The 19,146-nt window shown below is 30.8% G+C and carries 16 protein-coding genes and 1 tRNA gene; 5 read left to right on the plus strand and 12 right to left on the minus strand.

The genetic code is table 11. The features are described from left to right. From ASC36_RS10815 to uvrA, 5 genes are all read left to right on the plus strand, one after another. Positions 1–282, plus strand: a 282-nt coding sequence (locus tag ASC36_RS10815) for a hypothetical protein (RefSeq protein WP_055426164.1), incomplete at its 5' end; no start/stop codon positions are given. A gap of 24 nt (positions 283–306) precedes the next feature. Beyond that, positions 307–849, plus strand: coding sequence for an N-acetylmuramoyl-L-alanine amidase (locus tag ASC36_RS08975; RefSeq protein WP_055426165.1), 543 nt, complete (start codon positions 307–309; stop codon positions 847–849). Further along, positions 846–1,376 (plus strand): hypothetical protein, encoded by a 531-nt coding sequence (locus tag ASC36_RS08980; RefSeq protein ID WP_055426166.1) that lies wholly within the window; start codon positions 846–848, stop codon positions 1,374–1,376. Before ASC36_RS08975 ends, ASC36_RS08980 begins: the two co-directional genes overlap by 4 nt. A 538-nt stretch (positions 1,377–1,914) precedes the next feature. After that, positions 1,915–2,241: a YegP family protein gene (locus ASC36_RS08985; RefSeq protein ID WP_055426167.1), complete on the plus strand. Its 327-nt coding sequence runs from the start codon at positions 1,915–1,917 to the stop codon at positions 2,239–2,241. Positions 2,242–2,419: 178 nt separating this feature from the next. After that, the gene (gene uvrA / locus ASC36_RS08990) at positions 2,420–5,230 is read left to right on the plus strand and encodes an excinuclease ABC subunit UvrA (RefSeq protein WP_082435433.1); all 2,811 of its coding nucleotides are present in this window, start codon (positions 2,420–2,422) and stop codon (positions 5,228–5,230) included. A gap of 128 nt (positions 5,231–5,358) precedes the next feature. On the opposite strand, the gene ASC36_RS08995 is transcribed toward uvrA, so the two are convergent. The 12 genes from ASC36_RS08995 to ASC36_RS09050 all read right to left on the minus strand — a co-directional run bounded on the left by ASC36_RS08995 (position 5,359) and on the right by ASC36_RS09050 (position 19,142). Then, positions 5,359–7,629 carry an aconitate hydratase gene (locus ASC36_RS08995; protein WP_055426168.1) on the minus strand — a complete coding sequence of 757 codons (2,271 nt, stop codon included), beginning with the start codon at positions 7,627–7,629 and terminating at the stop codon, positions 5,359–5,361. Between the two features lie 1,997 nt (positions 7,630–9,626). Beyond that, entirely contained in the window at positions 9,627–9,977 is a 351-nt protein-coding gene (locus tag ASC36_RS09000; RefSeq protein ID WP_055426169.1) for a DUF4280 domain-containing protein, read from the minus strand. 12 nt (positions 9,978–9,989) lie between these two features. Then, positions 9,990–10,853: a toxin-antitoxin system YwqK family antitoxin gene (locus ASC36_RS09005; RefSeq protein ID WP_141656249.1), complete on the minus strand. Its 864-nt coding sequence runs from the start codon at positions 10,851–10,853 to the stop codon at positions 9,990–9,992. Between the two features lie 3 nt (positions 10,854–10,856). Beyond that, complete coding sequence (locus ASC36_RS09010; RefSeq protein WP_055426171.1) at positions 10,857–11,135, minus strand: zinc metalloprotease; 279 nt, start codon at positions 11,133–11,135, stop codon at positions 10,857–10,859. 71 nt (positions 11,136–11,206) lie between these two features. Further along, positions 11,207–12,028: a hypothetical protein gene (locus tag ASC36_RS09015; RefSeq protein ID WP_141656250.1), complete on the minus strand. Its 822-nt coding sequence runs from the start codon at positions 12,026–12,028 to the stop codon at positions 11,207–11,209. Between the two features lie 109 nt (positions 12,029–12,137). Further along, entirely contained in the window at positions 12,138–12,446 is a 309-nt protein-coding gene (locus ASC36_RS09020; RefSeq protein ID WP_055426173.1) for a zinc metalloprotease, read from the minus strand. 71 nt (positions 12,447–12,517) lie between these two features. Next, positions 12,518–13,396 carry a hypothetical protein gene (locus ASC36_RS09025; RefSeq protein WP_055426174.1) on the minus strand — a complete coding sequence of 293 codons (879 nt, stop codon included), beginning with the start codon at positions 13,394–13,396 and terminating at the stop codon, positions 12,518–12,520. A 3-nt stretch (positions 13,397–13,399) separates the two neighbouring features. Next, positions 13,400–16,513 carry a type VI secretion system Vgr family protein gene (locus tag ASC36_RS09030; protein ID WP_055426175.1) on the minus strand — a complete coding sequence of 1,038 codons (3,114 nt, stop codon included), beginning with the start codon at positions 16,511–16,513 and terminating at the stop codon, positions 13,400–13,402. 716 nt (positions 16,514–17,229) lie between these two features. After that, positions 17,230–17,303 (minus strand) — tRNA-Ala (locus ASC36_RS09035). Between the two features lie 8 nt (positions 17,304–17,311). Next, positions 17,312–17,743, minus strand: a complete 432-nt coding sequence (locus ASC36_RS09040) for an RrF2 family transcriptional regulator (protein WP_055426176.1) — start codon at positions 17,741–17,743, stop codon at positions 17,312–17,314. 14 nt (positions 17,744–17,757) lie between these two features. Further along, positions 17,758–18,429, minus strand: a complete 672-nt coding sequence (gene rsmI / locus ASC36_RS09045) for a 16S rRNA (cytidine(1402)-2'-O)-methyltransferase (RefSeq protein ID WP_055426177.1) — start codon at positions 18,427–18,429, stop codon at positions 17,758–17,760. Between the two features lie 14 nt (positions 18,430–18,443). After that, positions 18,444–19,142 (minus strand): hypothetical protein, encoded by a 699-nt coding sequence (locus ASC36_RS09050; RefSeq protein WP_055426178.1) that lies wholly within the window; start codon positions 19,140–19,142, stop codon positions 18,444–18,446. Positions 19,143–19,146: the final 4 nt, after the last annotated feature.

Here is a 19,146-nt window from a genome sequence, read left to right on the forward strand (position 1 = left end):
CAAGGTAAAGATTTTAAGGATTTTTCTCTTTGTGTGTTTAATTCATCTTCACAATTGGATGTTAGCTTTTCTACTATAAACAAAATAGGAGATGTGATAGTAGATATCAATGAAAAAAAAGATAGGATGCGGGTTTATTTACCGCCTTTAGGAATAGGAATAGCTACTATAAAAGTATCCTCGGAAGCAAGAACTAAAAATTTAACATCCAAAGTAAACTTAATGAATAGAGAGGAAGGCTGGGCAAAATACTCTAAAACTATAAATGTGACGAATGGGTAATAGATAAAGAAATAAAAATTAAGTATGATTACTAAAAAAATATACCCTTTAGCAGGGCACTCAAACACTGATCCCGGAGCAATAGCTAACGGATACAGAGAAGCTGATTTAACGAAAGAGTTACGTAATATAATTGTTAATGAGCTTAAAAAAAGAAATTACTTAAAATTTCAAATTGATGATGATAAAGACGGACTTTCAACGGTTTTAAAAAAAATCAATCCAGGTAAAAAAGATATTTTACTGGATATTCATTTTAATTCTGCAAGTCCGACTGCAACAGGAACCGAAGTTTTTTTATCAAACTATGCCGGTGATACATCAAAAAACTTTGCTAAAGAACTGGTTGACGGTACATCAAAAATAATAGGAATTACTAACAGAGGCGTTAAGCCGGAGACTTTATCGGCACGTAAAAGATTAGCAGTTTTAAATAAAAATGGCGCTGCTGCACTTATAGAAGTTTGTTTTATAACCAATGCAAATGATATGGCTAAATATCAAGCTAATAAAATTAAACTAGCCGCTTTTATTGCTGAATTATTAATTAAATATGATACATTATGAGAAATATTTTATCATTATTTGTATGCTTTATATTCCTTTGTTGTGGTTCCAGGAAAGCAGATAATCAAAAAACAAAGGAAACTACTAAAATAGATACACAGGAAGTTAAAAAGGAAAATGTCCAAGAGGCTGAGTTTTCTGAAAAGGAAATTACAACTACTATGGTTGAACTTAATACTTCCAAATTAGCAGAGATAACCATTGATTATAAGGGTAAAGAAGGAGATCAAATAGAGATCACTAAAGAGCGTGGAAAGCTTATAATTAAAGGCTCCGGAGAAATAGGTATTAAGTCTAAGAAAGAAGATGCTCGCAAGGATAAAGTAAATACTAAAATTGAAGCTGAAAATGCTACTAAAAATAAAGAAACCACCCTGGATAGCAAAATAAATATCAAACAAAGCAATGAAAACAAAAACCAAACAAAACAAGTTAAACAAAGCAATTATAGTATCTTTTACTTTATTAGTGTTTTACTAGTTATTGCTGGCATAGTTTATCTATTGAAGCGTTTTAAGGTGTTTTAAAAACCATTTAAAGGGTATTTAAAAGCCCTCAGTATCCTTTTAAGTTTCTACGAAAAAATATAAAATTAAAATGAAAAAAACATCGAAAACATTATTAAAAATAGCCTTTAATATTTAGGCTTTTTTGTGTGTTTTTATGTACAATTCATTTTTAAAAATTGTACAATTCATTTTTCCGATTATATATAAAAAAATATATGATATTTTTATTTACATTAAATAAATTAAAGGGAATATATATACATATTATCTTTATAAGATAAACAAATTCGTATATAATGGTACACAATATGCTAAAAATGCAAAAATGTCAGCATATAGTAGACTTATTCCATGTCAAAATTATTTTTAGAAAATGTTAAAATTAAATTTTTAATTTTTTTTTTAAAATATGCTACAAGCCTTTATTTTAGCCTACCTTGTGCTAATATCACGTTTTTTATCTATTGTTAAAAAAATACTGAATATTTTTGTTTATAAAATAATGGCATGATTTTTTCCTAACTTATACCATATTAACACTAAATAGTATAACAATATGTTTGAAATTTTCAAAGACAAAGAAGGAGCTTTTTTCTTTAGATTAAAAGAAAAAAATGGTCAAATTATTCTTGAAAGTGATGGGTATACACAAAAAACAAATTGTCAAAAAGGAATCAGTTCTGTGAAAAGAAATTCCAAAAATGAAGATCGTTTTGAAGTGAAACAAGCATCTAATAAAAAATGGATGTTCAGTTTAAAATCTGGAAACGGACAATTAGTAGGTACAAGTTCTTATTTTGATTCTGAAACTGATGCTAAGAATGGAGTAAGAACAGTAATGAAAACTGCACCTGTATCCGAAACAGTTGACTTGTCAAAATAATAGATTCCATAAATTGTTATCAAAAAATAAAAACCATCCTAAGGGTGGTTTTTTATTTATAATTACAGGTTTATAATTTCATTTTAAGGATCTATTTATTTCCATACCTTTGTATTCTATACTATATTTTTAGAAAAATAGCATTACTTTTCAATTTAGCTAATTCAAATACATACTTTTGAAAACAAATAATAAAACAAAACCACATCAAGATAAAGAAGTGGTTTTTATCAAAAATGCACATCTTCATAATCTTAGAAATATAGATGTTTCTATTCCAAAAAATAAATTAACCATAATAACGGGAGTATCCGGAAGTGGAAAATCAACTTTGGCTTTTGATACTTTGTATGCAGAAGGACAAAGACGGTATATTGAGAGTCTGAGCTCCTATGCACGTCAATTCTTAGGAAAATTAGAGAAACCTCAAGTCGATGATATCAAAGGCCTTGCTCCCGCGATAGCAATTCAACAAAAAGTTATTTCAGGAAATCCTAGATCAACAGTAGGTACTTCTACTGAAATTTATGATTACTTAAGACTATTGTTTTCACGAGTAGGTAAAACTTATTCGCCCAAATCAGGACAAGAAGTAAAAAAAGATGAGGTATCAGATGTAATAGATTATGTACTGTCTTTACCGGAAGGCGGTAAATATATTTTATCAACTCCTATCACAATAGTGGATAAAGACTTTAAAACATTTTTAAATACCTTGAAAGGCCAAGGCTATGTAAGGCTTGAGGTTGGCGGAAATATTGCAACTATTGAGGATTTAGAAAGTTTCGGTTTTATTCCAGAGAGCCATACCAAGATAAATTTAATTATTGAACGATTTTCTGTTGAGCATAACGAAGAATTCCTACAAAGACTTGCTGATAGCGTACAAATTGCTTTTTATGAAGGCAAAGGTTCCTGCTTTATTAAAAATATAGATAATCAAGAAATTAAAACTTTTTCTAATGCTTTTGAGCTTGATGGGATTAAGTTTATGGAGCCTACCATTCATTTTTTTAGTTTTAATAATCCCTACGGAGCTTGCCCAACTTGTGAAGGATACGGAAAAATCTTAGGTATTGATGAAGATCTTGTTATTCCCAATAAAAATCTTTCTGTTTATGAAGATACCGTTGTTGCATGGAAAGGAGAAAAAATGAGTGAATGGAAAAACGAATTTATAAAAAAAGCATCTAAACTTAATTTTCCCATTCATAAGCCGTATTTTGAATTAACAGATAAACAAAAAGAAATTTTATGGCAGGGTACAGGAGAAAATCTGTTTCCGAGCCTTAATAATTTCTTTAAGATGGTAGAAGAAAACACGTATAAAATACAGTACAGGGTGATGCTTTCCAGATACAGAGGTAAAACCATTTGCCCAGAATGTAGAGGAAAACGGTTAAGACCTGAAACCAATTATGTAAAAATTAACGATTATTCTATTAACGATTGGATAGATTTACCCATAGATCAGTTACATAGTAAAATTAAAAATTTAAAGTTTAACGAATATCAGCAAAAAATTGCTAAAAGATTATTATTTGAAATAAATAGCAGAATCGAATTTCTTTTAGACGTCGGTTTGGGATATTTAACTTTAAACCGCGCCTCTAATACACTATCCGGCGGTGAATCTCAACGAATTAATTTAGCAACTTCTTTAGGCAGCAGCTTAGTGGGGTCAATTTATATTTTAGATGAGCCCAGTATTGGTTTACATGGAAGAGATACCGACCGCTTAATTACTGTATTAGAAAAATTAAGAGATTTAGGTAATACCGTAGTTGTCGTCGAACATGATGAAGATATAATGAAAGCAGCCGATTATTTGATTGATATAGGTCCTAAAGCCGGTAGTTTGGGAGGAGATGTAGTTTTTTCCGGTACCTATTCTGAAATGATGCAAACCCATACATTAACCGCCGAATATTTAAATGGAGAAAAAAAGATTGAAATACCTAAAACCAGAAGAAAAACAAAAGAATTTATTGAAATAACAGGTGCCAGGGAAAATAATTTAAAAAATATTACCGTAAAATTACCACTGCATTGCTTAACGGTGATAACCGGAGTAAGTGGTTCCGGGAAAAGTACTCTAATGAAAAACATATTAACACCGGCATTACAAAGAAAATTAGGAATAAAAGGAGATAAACCGGGTAATTTTTCAGAATTAAAGGGAAATTGGAATGAAATCAAACACCTTGAACTGATCGATCAAAATCCAATTGGAAAATCATCCAGATCCAATCCTGCCACCTATGTAAAAGCCTATGATGATATACGCGATTTGTTTTCTAAGCAAAATTTAAGTAAGCTTAACCATTTAAAACCGAAACATTTCTCATTCAATGTAGAAGGTGGTCGTTGTGAAACTTGTTTGGGAGAAGGTTTTATAACAGTGGAAATGCAATTTATGGCAGATATAGAGTTAGAGTGTGAAACATGTCATGGAAAGAGATTTAAACAAGATATTTTGGAAATAAAATATGAAGGTAAAAATATTGCTGATGTCTTAGAAATGACTATCGATGAGGCTATTAGTTTTTTCAAAGAACATAAGCAGGATAAAATAGCAAATAAATTGCAATCTTTACAAGATGTGGGCTTAGGTTATTTACAATTAGGACAATCATCCGATACATTATCAGGAGGAGAAGCCCAACGGATTAAATTAGCTTCCTTTTTGGTAAAAGGAAATTCTTCAGAGAATACTTTATTCATTTTTGATGAACCGAGTACCGGTTTACATTTTGATGACATTAATAAATTACTTAAATCATTTAATGCATTAATAGAGAAAGGCCACAGCGTGATGGTTATTGAACACCATCCTGATATTATTAAGTGCGCTGATTATTTAGTAGATATTGGTCCCGATGCTGGAATTAACGGAGGAAATGTAATTTTTCACGGAACTCCTGAAGAAATTATTAAATGTAAAGAATCTTTTACCGGTCAATTTTTAAAAGTTAAGTTTAATGAATAACAATAAATTAGCTTTGTTTATACGTTTAAATAACGATTCAAAAATGACAAAATTTTAGAAAAATAAATCTTTTTTAATAAAAAAACACCGATAAATACCGGTGTTTTTTTATTAATATTTTTAATTATTTAATCCTTATCCTCATTCATTTTAATTAAATTTAAAGCTGAACCCGCTTTAAACCACTCAATTTGTCCACTATTATAAGTATGATTTGCGATGATATTTTCTTTACTTGCATCTGCATGAACTAATTCTATAGTAATAGATTTACCGGGAGCAAATTGATCTAAGTCTAAAAAATTAAATATATCGCCTTCCTGAATCTTATTATAATCATCCGGGTTAGCAAAGGTTAACGCTAACATCCCTTGTTTTTTTAAATTCGTTTCATGTATTCTTGCAAAAGATTTAACCAAAACAGCTCTGACGCCTAAATGACGGGGCTGCATAGCTGCATGTTCTCTTGATGATCCTTCTCCATAATTATAATCTCCTATAACAATAGTGGGAACTCCGTCTGCTTTATATTTCCTTGCTGAATCAGGAACGGCCATATATTCGCCCGTATCTTCATTTTTCACCTTATTGGTTTCCATATTGAAAGCATTCACAGCGCCAATTAAAGTATTATTAGAAATATGATCTAAGTGACCTCTGAATTTTAACCAAGGCCCTGCCATTGAAATATGGTCTGTAGTACATTTTCCATATGCTTTAATCAGCAATCTCATTCCGGTAATATTTTTACCGTCCCATGCCGGAAAACTTTCTAATAATTGCAACCTTTCCGATGTGGGAGAAACTTTAATATTTATTTCGGAACCATCCTCGGCCGGCTTCTGATATCCCGGATCATCTACCTCGAAACCTCCAGGAGGAAGTTCATAACCTTGGGGCTCATCCAACATTATCTCTTCACCTTTATCATTCTTCAATTTATCTTTTCTAGGATCAAAACTAAGATCTCCTGCAATTGCCAATGCAGTAACTAATTCCGGCGAAGCTACAAAAGCATATGTGTTCGGGTTTCCATCGGCTCTTTTAGCGAAATTTCTATTGAAGGAATGGACAATAGTATTTTTCTGTTGCTTTTCTGCTCCTTCCCTCGCCCATTGTCCAATACATGGACCGCAAGCATTGGCAAAAACTTTACCTCCAATTTGTTCGAAAATAGTTAAAAATCCATCTCTTTCCACTGTGTAACGTACTAATTCAGAACCTGGAGTAATGGTATATTCTGCTTTGGGACTAATATTTTTATCAGCAGCTTGTTTAGCTATTGATGCTGCTCTTGAAATATCTTCGTAAGAAGAATTCGTACAAGAACCAATCAATCCAACATCTACCCTTAAAGGCCATCCATTTTTTTCAGCAACTTCTTTTATACTTGATATAGGAGTTGCAATATCAGGTGAAAACGGCCCATTTAAATGAGGCTCTAAAGTATTTAAATCAATTTCAATTAACTGATCGTAATAATTATTCGGGTTTTCATAAACCTCCGGGTCAGAACGAAGCTCCTCTTTAATTTTATCTGCCATAGTAGCAATTTCTTCACGGCCGGTAGCTTTCAGATATTTTGACATACTTTCGTCATATGCAAATATAGAAGTGGTAGCTCCTACTTCAGCTCCCATATTACAAATAGTTCCTTTTCCGGTAGCCGATAAAGATTCAGCTCCTTCACCGAAATATTCTATTATGTATCCGGTGCCGCCTTTCACGGTCAAAAGTCCTGTAACTTCCAATATAATGTCTTTAGGGGCTGCCCAACCATTTAACTTGCCTTTTAAATGTATTCCTATTAATTTGGGGAATTTTAATTCCCAAGACATGCCAGCCATAACATCTACCGCATCTGCACCGCCAACTCCAATAGCAATCATTCCTAAGCCACCTGCATTGGGTGTATGAGAGTCCGTTCCTATCATCATTCCTCCCGGAAATGCATAATTTTCAAGAATTACCTGATGTATAATTCCTGCTCCGGGTTTCCAAAATCCTATACCGTATTTATTGGAAACCGATGATAAAAAATTATATACTTCATTATTTTTATTGATCGCATCTTGTAAGTCTTTATCTGCTCCAACTCTAGCTTGTATTAAATGATCGGCATGAACGGTAGAAGGAACTGCTACCTTTTTCTTACCTGCTTGCATAAATTGTAATAAAGCCATTTGCGCAGTAGCATCTTGCATTGCCACTCTATCAGGTGCAAAATCCACATAAGATTCTCCCCTAATAAATGGTTCGGATAGATTATTATCAAACAAATGTGAATATAATATTTTTTCAGAATATGTTAGAGGCCTTCCCACTACTTTTCGCGCCATTCTAACCTTTAACTGATAACGGTCATATACCGCTTTTATCATATCTAAATCAAAAATCATATAGTAAATTTATTTTTTGCTTTATTGGTAACTTAACATTTAAATTTAACTTTTTCCCATGCTATTATATACAATTAAATATTAACGATACTAGCTATTTTATCTTAGGTATTTTTAAAAAAGAAAATTTATCTGCTTTGTTTTTAAATATACAATTTTAAAATTAATATGTACGACATTTTAATTTTTTGACAAATATTTATATAGATTCTAAATAATAGATAGTACATTTAAAATTTTATCTTAAAAAACTCTATGCTTTATATCAAATTATTTGATATAATAATTTATTTTTTTTATATAATAAAATTATATTTAATAATTATTAAATAAACATTTAGTACTGAACATTTATAATTAAAAAAAACTTATTATAATTGGCATTTATTCAAATTATTCTGAAATAATGAGCGAATATAGGCACATTTAGTTTAAAGCTTTAAACAGAAACGAAAATATATATTTAATCGATTAAATTTTATTCATAAAACAACAATCAAAAGCTCTCTTTTTAGAAAAAAAGAGAGCTTTAACTACACTAATTAGTTGTTTTACATATAACAATAGGTGCTTAATAATATTATAAAATTTGTACGCAGCAAAGATATTCTATTATTACAACATTAAATTGAGGAATCCCGTAATTATAATTTTTTTTGCAAATAAAATTTTTAGATTCAAAATCGATGTTTTTTATTAATTAGATAAAAAAATATTTTTTTATCCTAAAACACTTGATAATTTATGAAATAATTCATCAGAAATTTATTTTGTAATTATACATTTAAAAATAAAAAACACAAAATTATGAAATATATCATATCAAAAAACTTATTAAAAACACAAATAGTTATAAATTATAAGATCATCCACATTTCTATGAAAATATATGATTTTAATAAGTTTATTGTTAAAAATCAATTCTAAAATAATGATATTATAATTAGATCAATTTATTGTTTTAAAAAAAATAGGATTACTATAGAATTTACTTACAAGCACATACATTAATAAACCTATTGATTTTATTGAATATTCCAATAAATGCAACATTGGATCTATATTCCTATTTAAACGGTTAAACGGATATCATTTTTTTTCATTGTCAAATTTTCTGCTATACCTACATTTATTCCATATTAAGGTTTATTTCTTTTTTCGTTTATAAAGGTTTTTATATTTTATGACTTATAGTTTAGTTAATTATAAGCTAAATTTGATTTTACATTATTCTCAACCGTTCTATACAACTTTACAAAAAATAAAGTCTTAAATTTGTCATTTCTACCGTTTTCTACCAATACATCGTATGTTTGATTAATTTTTCATAACCATTTAAATATTGGTAAATAACTCTTCTCCTGCTAGTCTTTTATCTTTTCTTTGAATAAATTAAATTGCAGCAGTAAAACGTACAATCCTTAAATATTTCATTAAGTTTAAACCCTAGAAAGTCTTTCTATTATGCACTGGGGGGAAGGTATTCTTATTACACTAATTCCAAGTTTGACAGCAATGTGCACTAAAGTGTAGAATCTCTGCACTGTATATTTTTATATTTCTGATTTTTTAATATATTAAATAGTTGTAAATGAAGCCAAATATTCTTTAGCTCTTTCAGATTATTAACCTTTATTCGCCTGACGTTTTTTACCATGATCTCGCACATATCATCTTAAAATTGCATTATATAAAAATTACAATTTCTTAATTATTAGGAATTCGTATAAGAATCCTGATTCCTCTGTTATAGGTTTCTCTTATAAAACAATCCGACATTTTCATCTTTTAAGCTTTTTTAGATTCTATTTATCTAATAGAATTATCTTGTTCTTTCAGTATAAAATAATTTTTTTACTTATATCACAAGAAGCGGAGTATCTTTTGAAAGTTATAGAATATTTAGTCCTGCTTTGTTTTATTTATTACCTGATTCGAATTTGTGAAAATTTATGAAATAAAGTCTTTATAAGAAATCTTAGGTTTACTGTCTTTCTTCATGCCTCATGATTTTCTCTATGTCCTTTATCTACAACTTTGATACTACCTCCCTTTGCACAAGGACAAATTGAATTATCTAATAAAATTTTAAAGCCGTTTATTTCATCTTTTTTAGTCGTTTGGAGCCAGGAAAGAGGTGCCGGTGTGCAGGGACCATATCCTCCAAGTATAGGCTTTAATTTGCATAATCCAAATGGATTTATATTGACATTGGGTTGCTTATCTTGCTCTGTAGCAATGGCTTTATTTTCTATAAAGAAAAAATTTTGACTTGTTACTTTTAATGGGGTCTCTGACGTCCCTTGGCTGCATTGTAAGATAGACTTCTCTGTTATTTTTTGTGGCATTTTTTTTTAATTTTAGTCATTCGGTAAAAATCGTGAAGTAAATCCTTTGTTGTTTGTATGGTCATTTTTAGTTAAGGAAATGTTATGTTTTCCGGCATATTCTTCAAATAATTTTTGTTCAAATTCTTCCCACTCTTGTTGGGTATAGGATTTTCCTTTATAAGTTTTGTAAACTCCGGAAGTTTTTTTATCCTCTTCTCCCTCTATTGTTACTTCTCCGGTTTCTCCATCCATTACATAATGTAACGGTAAATAAGCCGGTGGTTCTCCGAATTCCGGAAAATTTCGAGGGTCCGTATTAGGAATTCCTTTTACTATGGTAATAATCCAATATTTCTCTTTATTCTGTTCTCCGAAACGTAGATTAAACACTGAATGTCCTTCTTTATCTATCAGTCCTTCTCCGGTTTTTAAATTAATATAACCTTTTTCTTGTAAAAATTCTAACACCTGTTGGGGTTTGATTTTTCCGAATTTTTGGTCTTCATCTGCTTCTTTTATAAGATTCCCTTGTTCATCATAATAGCGGGGAATTCCTACTTTCACATATCCCCCTATATAAGTTTCTTTCTTTTTCAAATAACCATTAGGATAAAATTCTTTGTATATGGTTAAAAAAGATGGGGCTGGAAGCCTTTCTCTTTGGAAACCTACTTTATCTTTAAAAAAAACCATAGAGAATATTGTATTACCATTAGGTAAAATATATTTATCAGATCCTTTATGGGTTTTTTCATAAATATCAAAATCAAATTTTTCTATCATGGTGGTGTCTTTTTTTGGGGTTACTGATTGGGTAAAAATCGTTTTCTTTTGTTCCTGTCCTTGGCAAGTGGTAAACATACCTAGAGCCAATAAAAATAATATTTTCTTCATTTTTTAGCGTATTTTAGGATTAAGGATTTTCCATTGCCATAAAAATAAACAATGTCTTTCAATACCTATGTGGTGACTGTAATCTAACAGATTGTTTGTTTTATAGACTTCATAAGTATAGAGGGCTGAAGAAGATTTACCATCAAAGGTATGTGGAAGGTTCATGGCATGCATAGTCTCATGGGCAACCGTGCCTTTATTATGCCCTTCAAAATAAACTCCGAATTTGGAATTAAAATACGAAAAACCGTTCCAGCTAGCTTCTTCACCTATAAAATACATACGATAGTAAGATGGATGATTCTTTTTTAATAGGTTATATCTTATGTGTTACTTAGATATATTCCTTAATTTTAATCCGTTACTTCTCTCTCTCCTAAGAAAAATCCCCCGCCTTTTTTATTTCTTTCTTTTTCTATATCTATAGCACTTCTCAAATTATTCTTTCCGGCATATTCTTCAAATAATTTTTGTTCAAATTCTTCCCACTCTTGTTGGGTATAGGATTTTCCTTTATAGGTTTTGTAAACTCCGGAAGTTTTTTTATCCTGCATCATTTCTTTTCCTTTATATAGATGACTTAATATATCTCCTGTTTGAGCATCTATATAATAAATATTTTCAAATGTAGGTGGAGAAATAAAATTCTTTATAATCCAAACATCTTTATTTTGTAGTTGTTTTATTTCTTGATTATTTTTTTCTTTTTTTATAAAAGTAGCAGACAACTCGCCTTTTATCTCTTTAGTGCTATCATTATATAAATTTTCTTTTATCAAAAATGAAATTATATCTCTATGTCTTATATTATTATACTTTTTATCTTCGTTTATTTCTCTAATCATTTTCCCATTTCTATCAAATTCTTGAGTAACACCTATAGAATTATTATCTAAAAAATATAGCGACTTTCTTTTTATTATACAATTTGGATAAAATTCTTTATATAATGAAAGTAAAGGATTCTCTCTTAAAATAGTTACTTGTATATATTCAGATTCATCTTCTCCAATTGATTTAAAATACTCCCCACTCGATTCTATTACTTTATTTCCCAAATTGTCTGTATAAATGTACTTTCCAAATTCTGCATCTTTATCAAACTGTTTTTTATTAAAAGTATCCGGTTTAAAATTTAATATCTTTATATATTCATAATATTGTGTAGTATCCATATATTGTATCTTATTTATAGAGGTCATTTTTACTGTTTTCTCGTTCCCCTGCCCTTGACATGAGTAGCATAAAAAATTAAAAAATAATAGTAAATAAATATAATTCATTTCAATGAGTATATTTTAAATTATAATTTAATTTAATCATTTGCCACCTAAATAGTGTTCTTCCTTCTACAGGAGTCCTAACGTTACCCTCAATATCTTGGCTCCAATGACAATAATCCATGAAGTTATCGGTTTGCTGCGCTTTATATGTAAATTCTCCTCTTAGTCCATCAAACGTATGTGGTAATCTCATTGCATGCATAGTCTCATGGGCAACCGTGCCTTTATTATGCCCTTCAAAATAAACTCCGAATTTGGAATTAAAATACGAAAAACCGTTCCAGCTAGCTTCTTCACCTATAAAATACATACGATAGTAAGATGGATGATTCTTTTTTAATAGGTTATATCTTATGTGTTACTTAGATATATTCCTTAATTTTAATCCGTTACTTCTCTCTCTCCTAAGAAAAATCCCCCGCCTTTTTTATATCTTTCTTTTTCTATATCTATAGCAGTTCTCAAATTATGCTTTCCGGCATATTCTTCAAATAATTTTTGTTCAAATTCTTCCCACTCTTGTTGGGTATAGGATTTTCCTTTATAGGTTTTGTAAACTTCGGAAGTTTCTTGATTATTTTTTTTTACTCTATCTGATTTATCTTTGTATTCTTCCGGTATATATTCTCCAAATGTATGGGTAGTTTCTTTAAGCACTTCTCCTGTTTTCCCATCTAATTCTACATCTTGAATAATCTGATTCCCATATTTATCATGTTCTTTTGTATCCCAACTCAGATACCAAATAGGACGATTATTAAAGTCATCTCTATCTATTTGAGTTAAAGGATCATGCAAATCAACCTTACGGGTTTCCAACCAAAATTTTACTTTCTCCCAGGGAAAATTCTTGTAGGGAGCATCATAATTCGTTTGTTTAATAATATTTCCTTTTTCATCGTAGTCTATCCATATACCTTTATTAAAACCATTTCCAGAAAAATATAATCCTTTTTTACTTATTTTACCACTTAAAAAATAATTATATCTTAAAATAAAAGGATTATCTTTTGTTGAAATTTCTAACCAATATTCATCTTTTACCTTTCTTAAAAAATATTCTTCATTATTTTTTTTATATATCCAACTACCATTTTTTTGGTGTTTATTAAATTCTTTTATATTAAATTTTTCCATGATGGTATCTTTAGATTCTGTAAATAATTGTTTATTTATTTTCTTTTCTTGTCTCTCTTGCTTCTTTTGTCCTTGGCAGGAAATAACAAGTAAGGAAATTGAAATTAATAATATTTTTTTCATGAGTTATTCTTTTTTCATTAATGAATTTTCTCTTATAATATCCCATTGCCATTTCCAAAGCGCGTAGCGGTTGGTAGTATAATCTTCTATATTTTCTGTAATTTTAGGAAATGTAAACATACTATTATTATCAAAAGTGTGGTATAATCCCATACCGTGTAAGAATTCATGTACCAAACAAGTAGGCTTTCTGGTATTATATCCAAAAACTAAAGCATTATTGGAAGGGATATTAAATGCCTCTCCTGCAATACCTGGACAGGCCAAATCAAAAATATAAATTACAAATGCTTCCGGGTATTTCCCATGTAAATTGTAATTGTTCATCATATATGTATGAAGTATTCCCTGATCTTTACTATCACGTCCGTAAATGATTTTTTTATTTTTTATAAAATTATTCATAAATATAGTATCTTTAGAAAGATCAATACTATTATCTATAATTATATTAGGCGTAATTAATGCTTGACTTAAGTATTTTTTTAATTTGTCTTCTTCACCTGTAATATTTCCTTCTTCCCCTTTTCCAGTTATATTAGTTTTAATTGGAGCCAGCACAATATCAACCTTCCTTCGGTAACCCTTTCCATTCTTATGTACCTTTAATCTTCCTGCAAGTTTATTATCTGCATATACATCAATAAACTGGTCATTATTAAAAGTTTTAATACATTTAATAGTTAAATAATCTGGCAAAGTATGTTTTCCTTTCATTGTAGTTGTTATTTCGGTTTTGTTTAGCTCAAATAAACTTTTATCATATTTAAATTCTAGCTTTTTGGGTGATTCTTCTATATGAAGTTTTAAACTCAATTTAGCTGTTTTATCTTTAAATAAAGAAAGCCAAGGAACAATATAAAAGTCTTTGGTAAATGGAACGGATAACACCTTATATTGCTTCAAAAGTTTAGTATATTCTTTTATATCTGGAACTATATTATTCCCATAATTTTCATTCGAAATATTTCCTAATGAATCTCTATTTTTCCCTATAATATCTTTATAGGCACGCGTGTCTCCAGGATCTCTTCCTGTATCTCCTGTTCTAACCCAGTCAAAACCAAATTCTCCGCTCCAGTTATTATGGGGACGGAATTGTACCATACATTTAGCTTCAATTTTGAATTGTTTCGGTTCATAAATGTCACTTTTATTACTCAATGAATTTTTGGTTTCTCCTTTCATTTCAGCGATTCCTTGTGAGTTTAAGGTTGCCAACTCATCGGAATGGAGCATTAATCGCTCTGCTCCTTGTACATAGGTTTTCGGGCTTTCTATTTTTATTTGATTTTCTGAATTTATGAGGGCTTTTCCTGCTTGGGTATGGAAATAGGTACTTATCAACTGTTGCATAAATGGTGCATTTATCAGCAATTTTTCCATAATATCCCAGGTTGCTTCATTTCCTACCGTAAAATTCAGGTTTTTTCCTACTTTTATATTCATATTTTCACCGGCGGTCATTTCCATATTTTTGGGGGCATGGGTTTTCATGTTCCCTTTTCCATCCATGAAGACTCTGTTTCCGCTGGGATCTTCTATTAACAGGGTGCCCTGTTCTTCTGCATCGTTAAATACGATTTTGATTCCGCTTCGCGTTTGCATTACTTTTATATCATTCCCTTCGGTGTAGTAGGCAGCAATTTCTCCTCCGTTATAGGCTGTGCCCAATACTATGGGCGCTTCGGCATTCCCTCCTTGAAAGGCACACAAAACGGTTTCGCCTATCTCCGGATTGAAATATGTTCCTTTGCCTGCTCCGCTATGCAGTTGTATGACCTGCACCCAAGGTGTTTGGCTGTTCGTAGCGCGTTGCCAGGTAAATTGTACTCGAACTCTTCCCATTTTCAATGGGTCTTTATTATCGGTTACCACGGCATGTTGTATGTGGGCCTTAGGCGATTCGGTTCTTTCATAGTAAGGCGGAACGGGTAAATCTTTAGGTAGACCAAGGAAGGTATTTCTATAGCCTTCTCCGTCTGCAAAGGTATGGACAATCTCTGTTATTTTATACGATTCTATGGGAACGCGTCCGTTTTTAAATATCTCATGTTTCGGCATCCACGCCATCATCTTGGCTACATCTCCTACTCGTAAGTGGGGATTGTTTCCGCTGGCTTTTATATATACTAAATTTTGCCGTTTTTTCTTTTCTTTTTCTATTGAGTGTTCTATTTCCAGGGGGCCTTGGTGCAGTAAACTTTGGTCGTAATGGGCTGTTGGAGATACGTTATATAAGTTTTCTGAAACATGGTGAGCATGTTGTTGAAAAGGGTTTTGAGAGGTCTGTACTTTCCGGATTTCTGAATCCAACAGATAGTCTGTTCCCTGCTTGGCATCATAGGCGGTATAGGAAAAAGCCTGTGGCTGCACTTCCATACTAAGCTCATACTCGTATATATCTTCTCCTTCCATTAATTCTATAATTTTGCCTCCCCAAGCTGAAAAGCAAAACTGTTCTCCGTTATAGTAAAAATATTCCCCAAAACGCCTGCTTATTTGCTGTAAAAACTGTAAATCGGAACTGTTATATTGTACAATATAGTCCAATCTTTCTTTATTATTGGGATTGACATGAAAATTTATCAGGTTGGGCGGGTAGTCTTTGCTTATTTCTTTAATAATCTCCTCAAAGGTTTTATTTTCAAAGCTGCGACATTGAGGCCCGTTTTCCATTAGAATGCTAGGAGAATTGCCTGTAAGAATGATTTGACGGATGCCACCTTTAGTGGAGGTAGAAATCCGGGTAATGATTCCGGTGAAGGTTGAAGTGATCTTTCCAAACTGTCGAAATTGAAAGGTAATTCTTTTGCCTAAATATTCTCCGGTGTTTTGAAGTAAATATGTTGTATTATTTTCTCCAAATTCTTCGGGTACACAAGTAAGGGTAAATTTGTGGAGGTCATTTATTTTTTGCCTGATTTCCAACTGTACGTTGGTCTGTGTAAAAAATTCGGCTCCGTCTATCTGTATTTTTACGGAAATTATATGTGTATTTCCGTATATTTTGTCTTTCGTTCCTCCGTATTTAGCATAATAATGAACTTCTTTTTGAGGCGGATTTAGCTGAAATGATGAATTATTACCTTCCTCATGATTTTCAAATGATTTCATATAAAAAAGTAATTTAATTATTTTTTTAAATAACGTTTAAAGATAATTATTATTTTATTTTTTCTTATTTTAACACAATAATGTTGTTATATTATTTTTTTTAATTTATTAACAGACAATATTTATAAGTTAAATTCTGTTATAGTCTATATGGAATTGATGGTGAATTGTAATTTTATGGTCTACTGATTACAATTTTGTATGTTGTGAATTGTCTTCAATTTTATTTAGTTTCGTGATGCGTCACAGCTTTGCGCAATTTTACTTAATTTCACTTACTTATTTAGCAGTTGTGATTTGCTTTCAGATATAGTAAAATCGGAATCATTTCTTTTATTCAAAACTTTTTTCAGTTGAGGTAATTAGCCTTTCGCTATGCCGGTTACCTTTTTTCCAATATAATTGATTTTATCCAATGGAGTAATTTTTATAAATATAGAGATACAGATAAATTTGTTTTCATAATATCATGGAAATCAACTTAAAAGAAATAGATTAAAATTATATTGGTTTTTTAGATAAATATATAAGTAAACAAAAATTTTATAAATGAGTAGGACAGAAAACAACTAATAGAAAATATTTTAACTTCTAAATAAGCAAAGATCTGACTATATTTTAAATTTTTATTATATACGGATAAGTCGAAATTAATTAAAAAAATAAAAGCACCGAATAGTTTTCGGTGCTGTATTCTAATCTAATTTCTTTAGATGTGGAGCTGATGGGGCTCGAACCCACGACCTTTAGACTGCCAGTCTAACACTCTAGCCAGCTGAGCTACAGCCCCATTTTTAGCTACAAAGATAACTTATTTTTCTTTTTTGCCAAACTTGCTAAGGTTGTTTTTCTATAAATTTCCAAAGTAGCATCTCTAACTTCTATAAATACATCGCGTATCGTACACGTTTCTTCGGCCTCACACGTATCACAAGGCTGGTGATACATAATTGACACACACGGCAACAAAGCTATGGGACCATCCATTAAACGAATCACTTCAATTAAAGTTACCTTTTCCGGATCTTTATTTAATCGATACCCTCCTTTAGCGCCTCTTCTACTGGTTAAAAATTGTGCATTTTTAAGGTCTCTCAAAATATTTTCCAAAAACTTTTTAGGTATATTTTCGTCCTTAGAGATTTCTGACGACAATATACTTTTATCCTTATCTTGTCTTGCTATATAGATTAAAGCTTTTAATGCGTACTTACACCGGTTCGATATCATAAATTTAAAAATAATTATTTTCCTTCAATTAGTACAACTATTTCCCCCTTCAAAGGCTTTTCTTTACCTATTTTTAATACCTCACCCACACTACCTCGCAACGTTTCTTCATGCATTTTAGTAAGTTCCCTGCTTATACTAATTCTTCGATCCTTTCCGAAAATTTCCGAAATTTGTTCTAAGGTGGTAATTATTTTATGAGGACTTTCATATAAAATAAGAGTTCTGCTCTCTTGTGACAACTCTTTGAGCTTAGTTTGTCTGCCTTTTTTGGATGGTAAAAAGCCGACAAAAACAAATTCATGTGAAGGAAGCCCTGAAATAGCCAATGCGGGAACAAAAGCAGTAGCCCCCGGAAGGCATTCTACCGAAATATTTTTTTCAATGCAAGATTTTACAAGCATATACCCCGGGTCTGATATTCCCGGAGTTCCGGCATCTGTGATTAGAGCAACAATACGCCCTTCAGAAATCTGATTTGTATATCCTTCGGTTTTTTGATGTTCATTAAACATGTGATACGATTGCATAGGCGTTTGTATATCATAATGCTTAAGAAGCTTTCCGGAAGTACGAGTATCTTCAGCCAAAATTAAATCTACTTCTTTTAAAAGGCGCAAAGCCCGTAAGGTAATATCCTCAAGATTTCCAATAGGAGTTGGAATTAAATATAGCTTTCCACTCATATTTTTATAAGCTGTTATGAATCAAACCTGTGTACTATTAAACCTGACAAACGCTCCACATATTCTTCTTTATTTTTCCAATTGTATTTTACAAACATTTCTTCCATCCATTTTTTTGCTTCCTCTATCGATTGAGTTTGGTTTAAATGAGTAAATTCAGCATCCATATCAGATTTACTTCCATTAAACAATTGGCTGATAAAAGCGATGGAATCATTAAAATCTAAATTAATGGGTCTTAAAATTCTATTCTTTTCATGAGGTTTTATTTCAGCAATCTGAATAGTTAAAGAATCCTTTTTTCTAAAATCTTCTTCTTCTGATTTTTCTATGTCTTCAGATGTTGCTTCTAATTCTTTTTTATGAGTATTCTCAACTGCTTTTTCTTCTCTGTTTACATTATTTTCAACATTTTCATTTTTAGTTGAGGCTATATTTTCAAATTCTTTACTTACCTGCTCTTTAGTCGTTTCATAAAAATCTCTAACCTCTACTTTTTTCTCCTGTACCCTCTCATTACTTTCTGCATTTTCAAGAATTTGCTGATATTTAGAGGTAGATAATTGTTTTAAAAAAATAAATTTTTCATATAAACTTTGAATTTTCTGCTGATGTGATAGAAGACCTGAAAAGCTCTGTACACGGCTAATTTCTCCGGCAATGGATTTTATTTCTTCCAAAACTTCTTTTTGAAATATTTCTTTGACATTCATAATT

The organism is Apibacter mensalis (assembly GCF_001418685.1).
In the GTDB taxonomy this organism is placed as follows: domain Bacteria; phylum Bacteroidota; class Bacteroidia; order Flavobacteriales; family Weeksellaceae; genus Apibacter; species Apibacter mensalis.

Excerpts from the sequence above, each read along its gene's own strand:
- ASC36_RS08975 (WP_055426165.1), top strand. The coding sequence starts at position 307 with ATGATTACTAAAAAAATATACCCTTTAGCAGGGCACTCAAACACTGAT.
- ASC36_RS08980 (WP_055426166.1), top strand. The coding sequence starts at position 846 with ATGAGAAATATTTTATCATTATTTGTATGCTTTATATTCCTTTGTTGT.
- ASC36_RS08985 (WP_055426167.1), top strand. The coding sequence starts at position 1,915 with ATGTTTGAAATTTTCAAAGACAAAGAAGGAGCTTTTTTCTTTAGATTA.
- ASC36_RS08995 (WP_055426168.1), bottom strand. The coding sequence starts at position 7,629 with ATGATTTTTGATTTAGATATGATAAAAGCGGTATATGACCGTTATCAG.
- ASC36_RS09000 (WP_055426169.1), bottom strand. The coding sequence starts at position 9,977 with ATGCCACAAAAAATAACAGAGAAGTCTATCTTACAATGCAGCCAAGGG.
- ASC36_RS09005 (WP_141656249.1), bottom strand. The coding sequence starts at position 10,853 with ATGAAGAAAATATTATTTTTATTGGCTCTAGGTATGTTTACCACTTGC.
- ASC36_RS09010 (WP_055426171.1), bottom strand. The coding sequence starts at position 11,135 with ATGTATTTTATAGGTGAAGAAGCTAGCTGGAACGGTTTTTCGTATTTT.
- ASC36_RS09015 (WP_141656250.1), bottom strand. The coding sequence starts at position 12,028 with ATGGATACTACACAATATTATGAATATATAAAGATATTAAATTTTAAA.
- ASC36_RS09020 (WP_055426173.1), bottom strand. The coding sequence starts at position 12,446 with ATGTATTTTATAGGTGAAGAAGCTAGCTGGAACGGTTTTTCGTATTTT.
- ASC36_RS09025 (WP_055426174.1), bottom strand. The coding sequence starts at position 13,396 with ATGAAAAAAATATTATTAATTTCAATTTCCTTACTTGTTATTTCCTGC.
- ASC36_RS09030 (WP_055426175.1), bottom strand. The coding sequence starts at position 16,513 with ATGAAATCATTTGAAAATCATGAGGAAGGTAATAATTCATCATTTCAG.
- ASC36_RS09040 (WP_055426176.1), bottom strand. The coding sequence starts at position 17,743 with ATGATATCGAACCGGTGTAAGTACGCATTAAAAGCTTTAATCTATATA.
- rsmI (WP_055426177.1), bottom strand. The coding sequence starts at position 18,429 with ATGAGTGGAAAGCTATATTTAATTCCAACTCCTATTGGAAATCTTGAG.
- ASC36_RS09050 (WP_055426178.1), bottom strand. The coding sequence starts at position 19,142 with ATGAATGTCAAAGAAATATTTCAAAAAGAAGTTTTGGAAGAAATAAAA.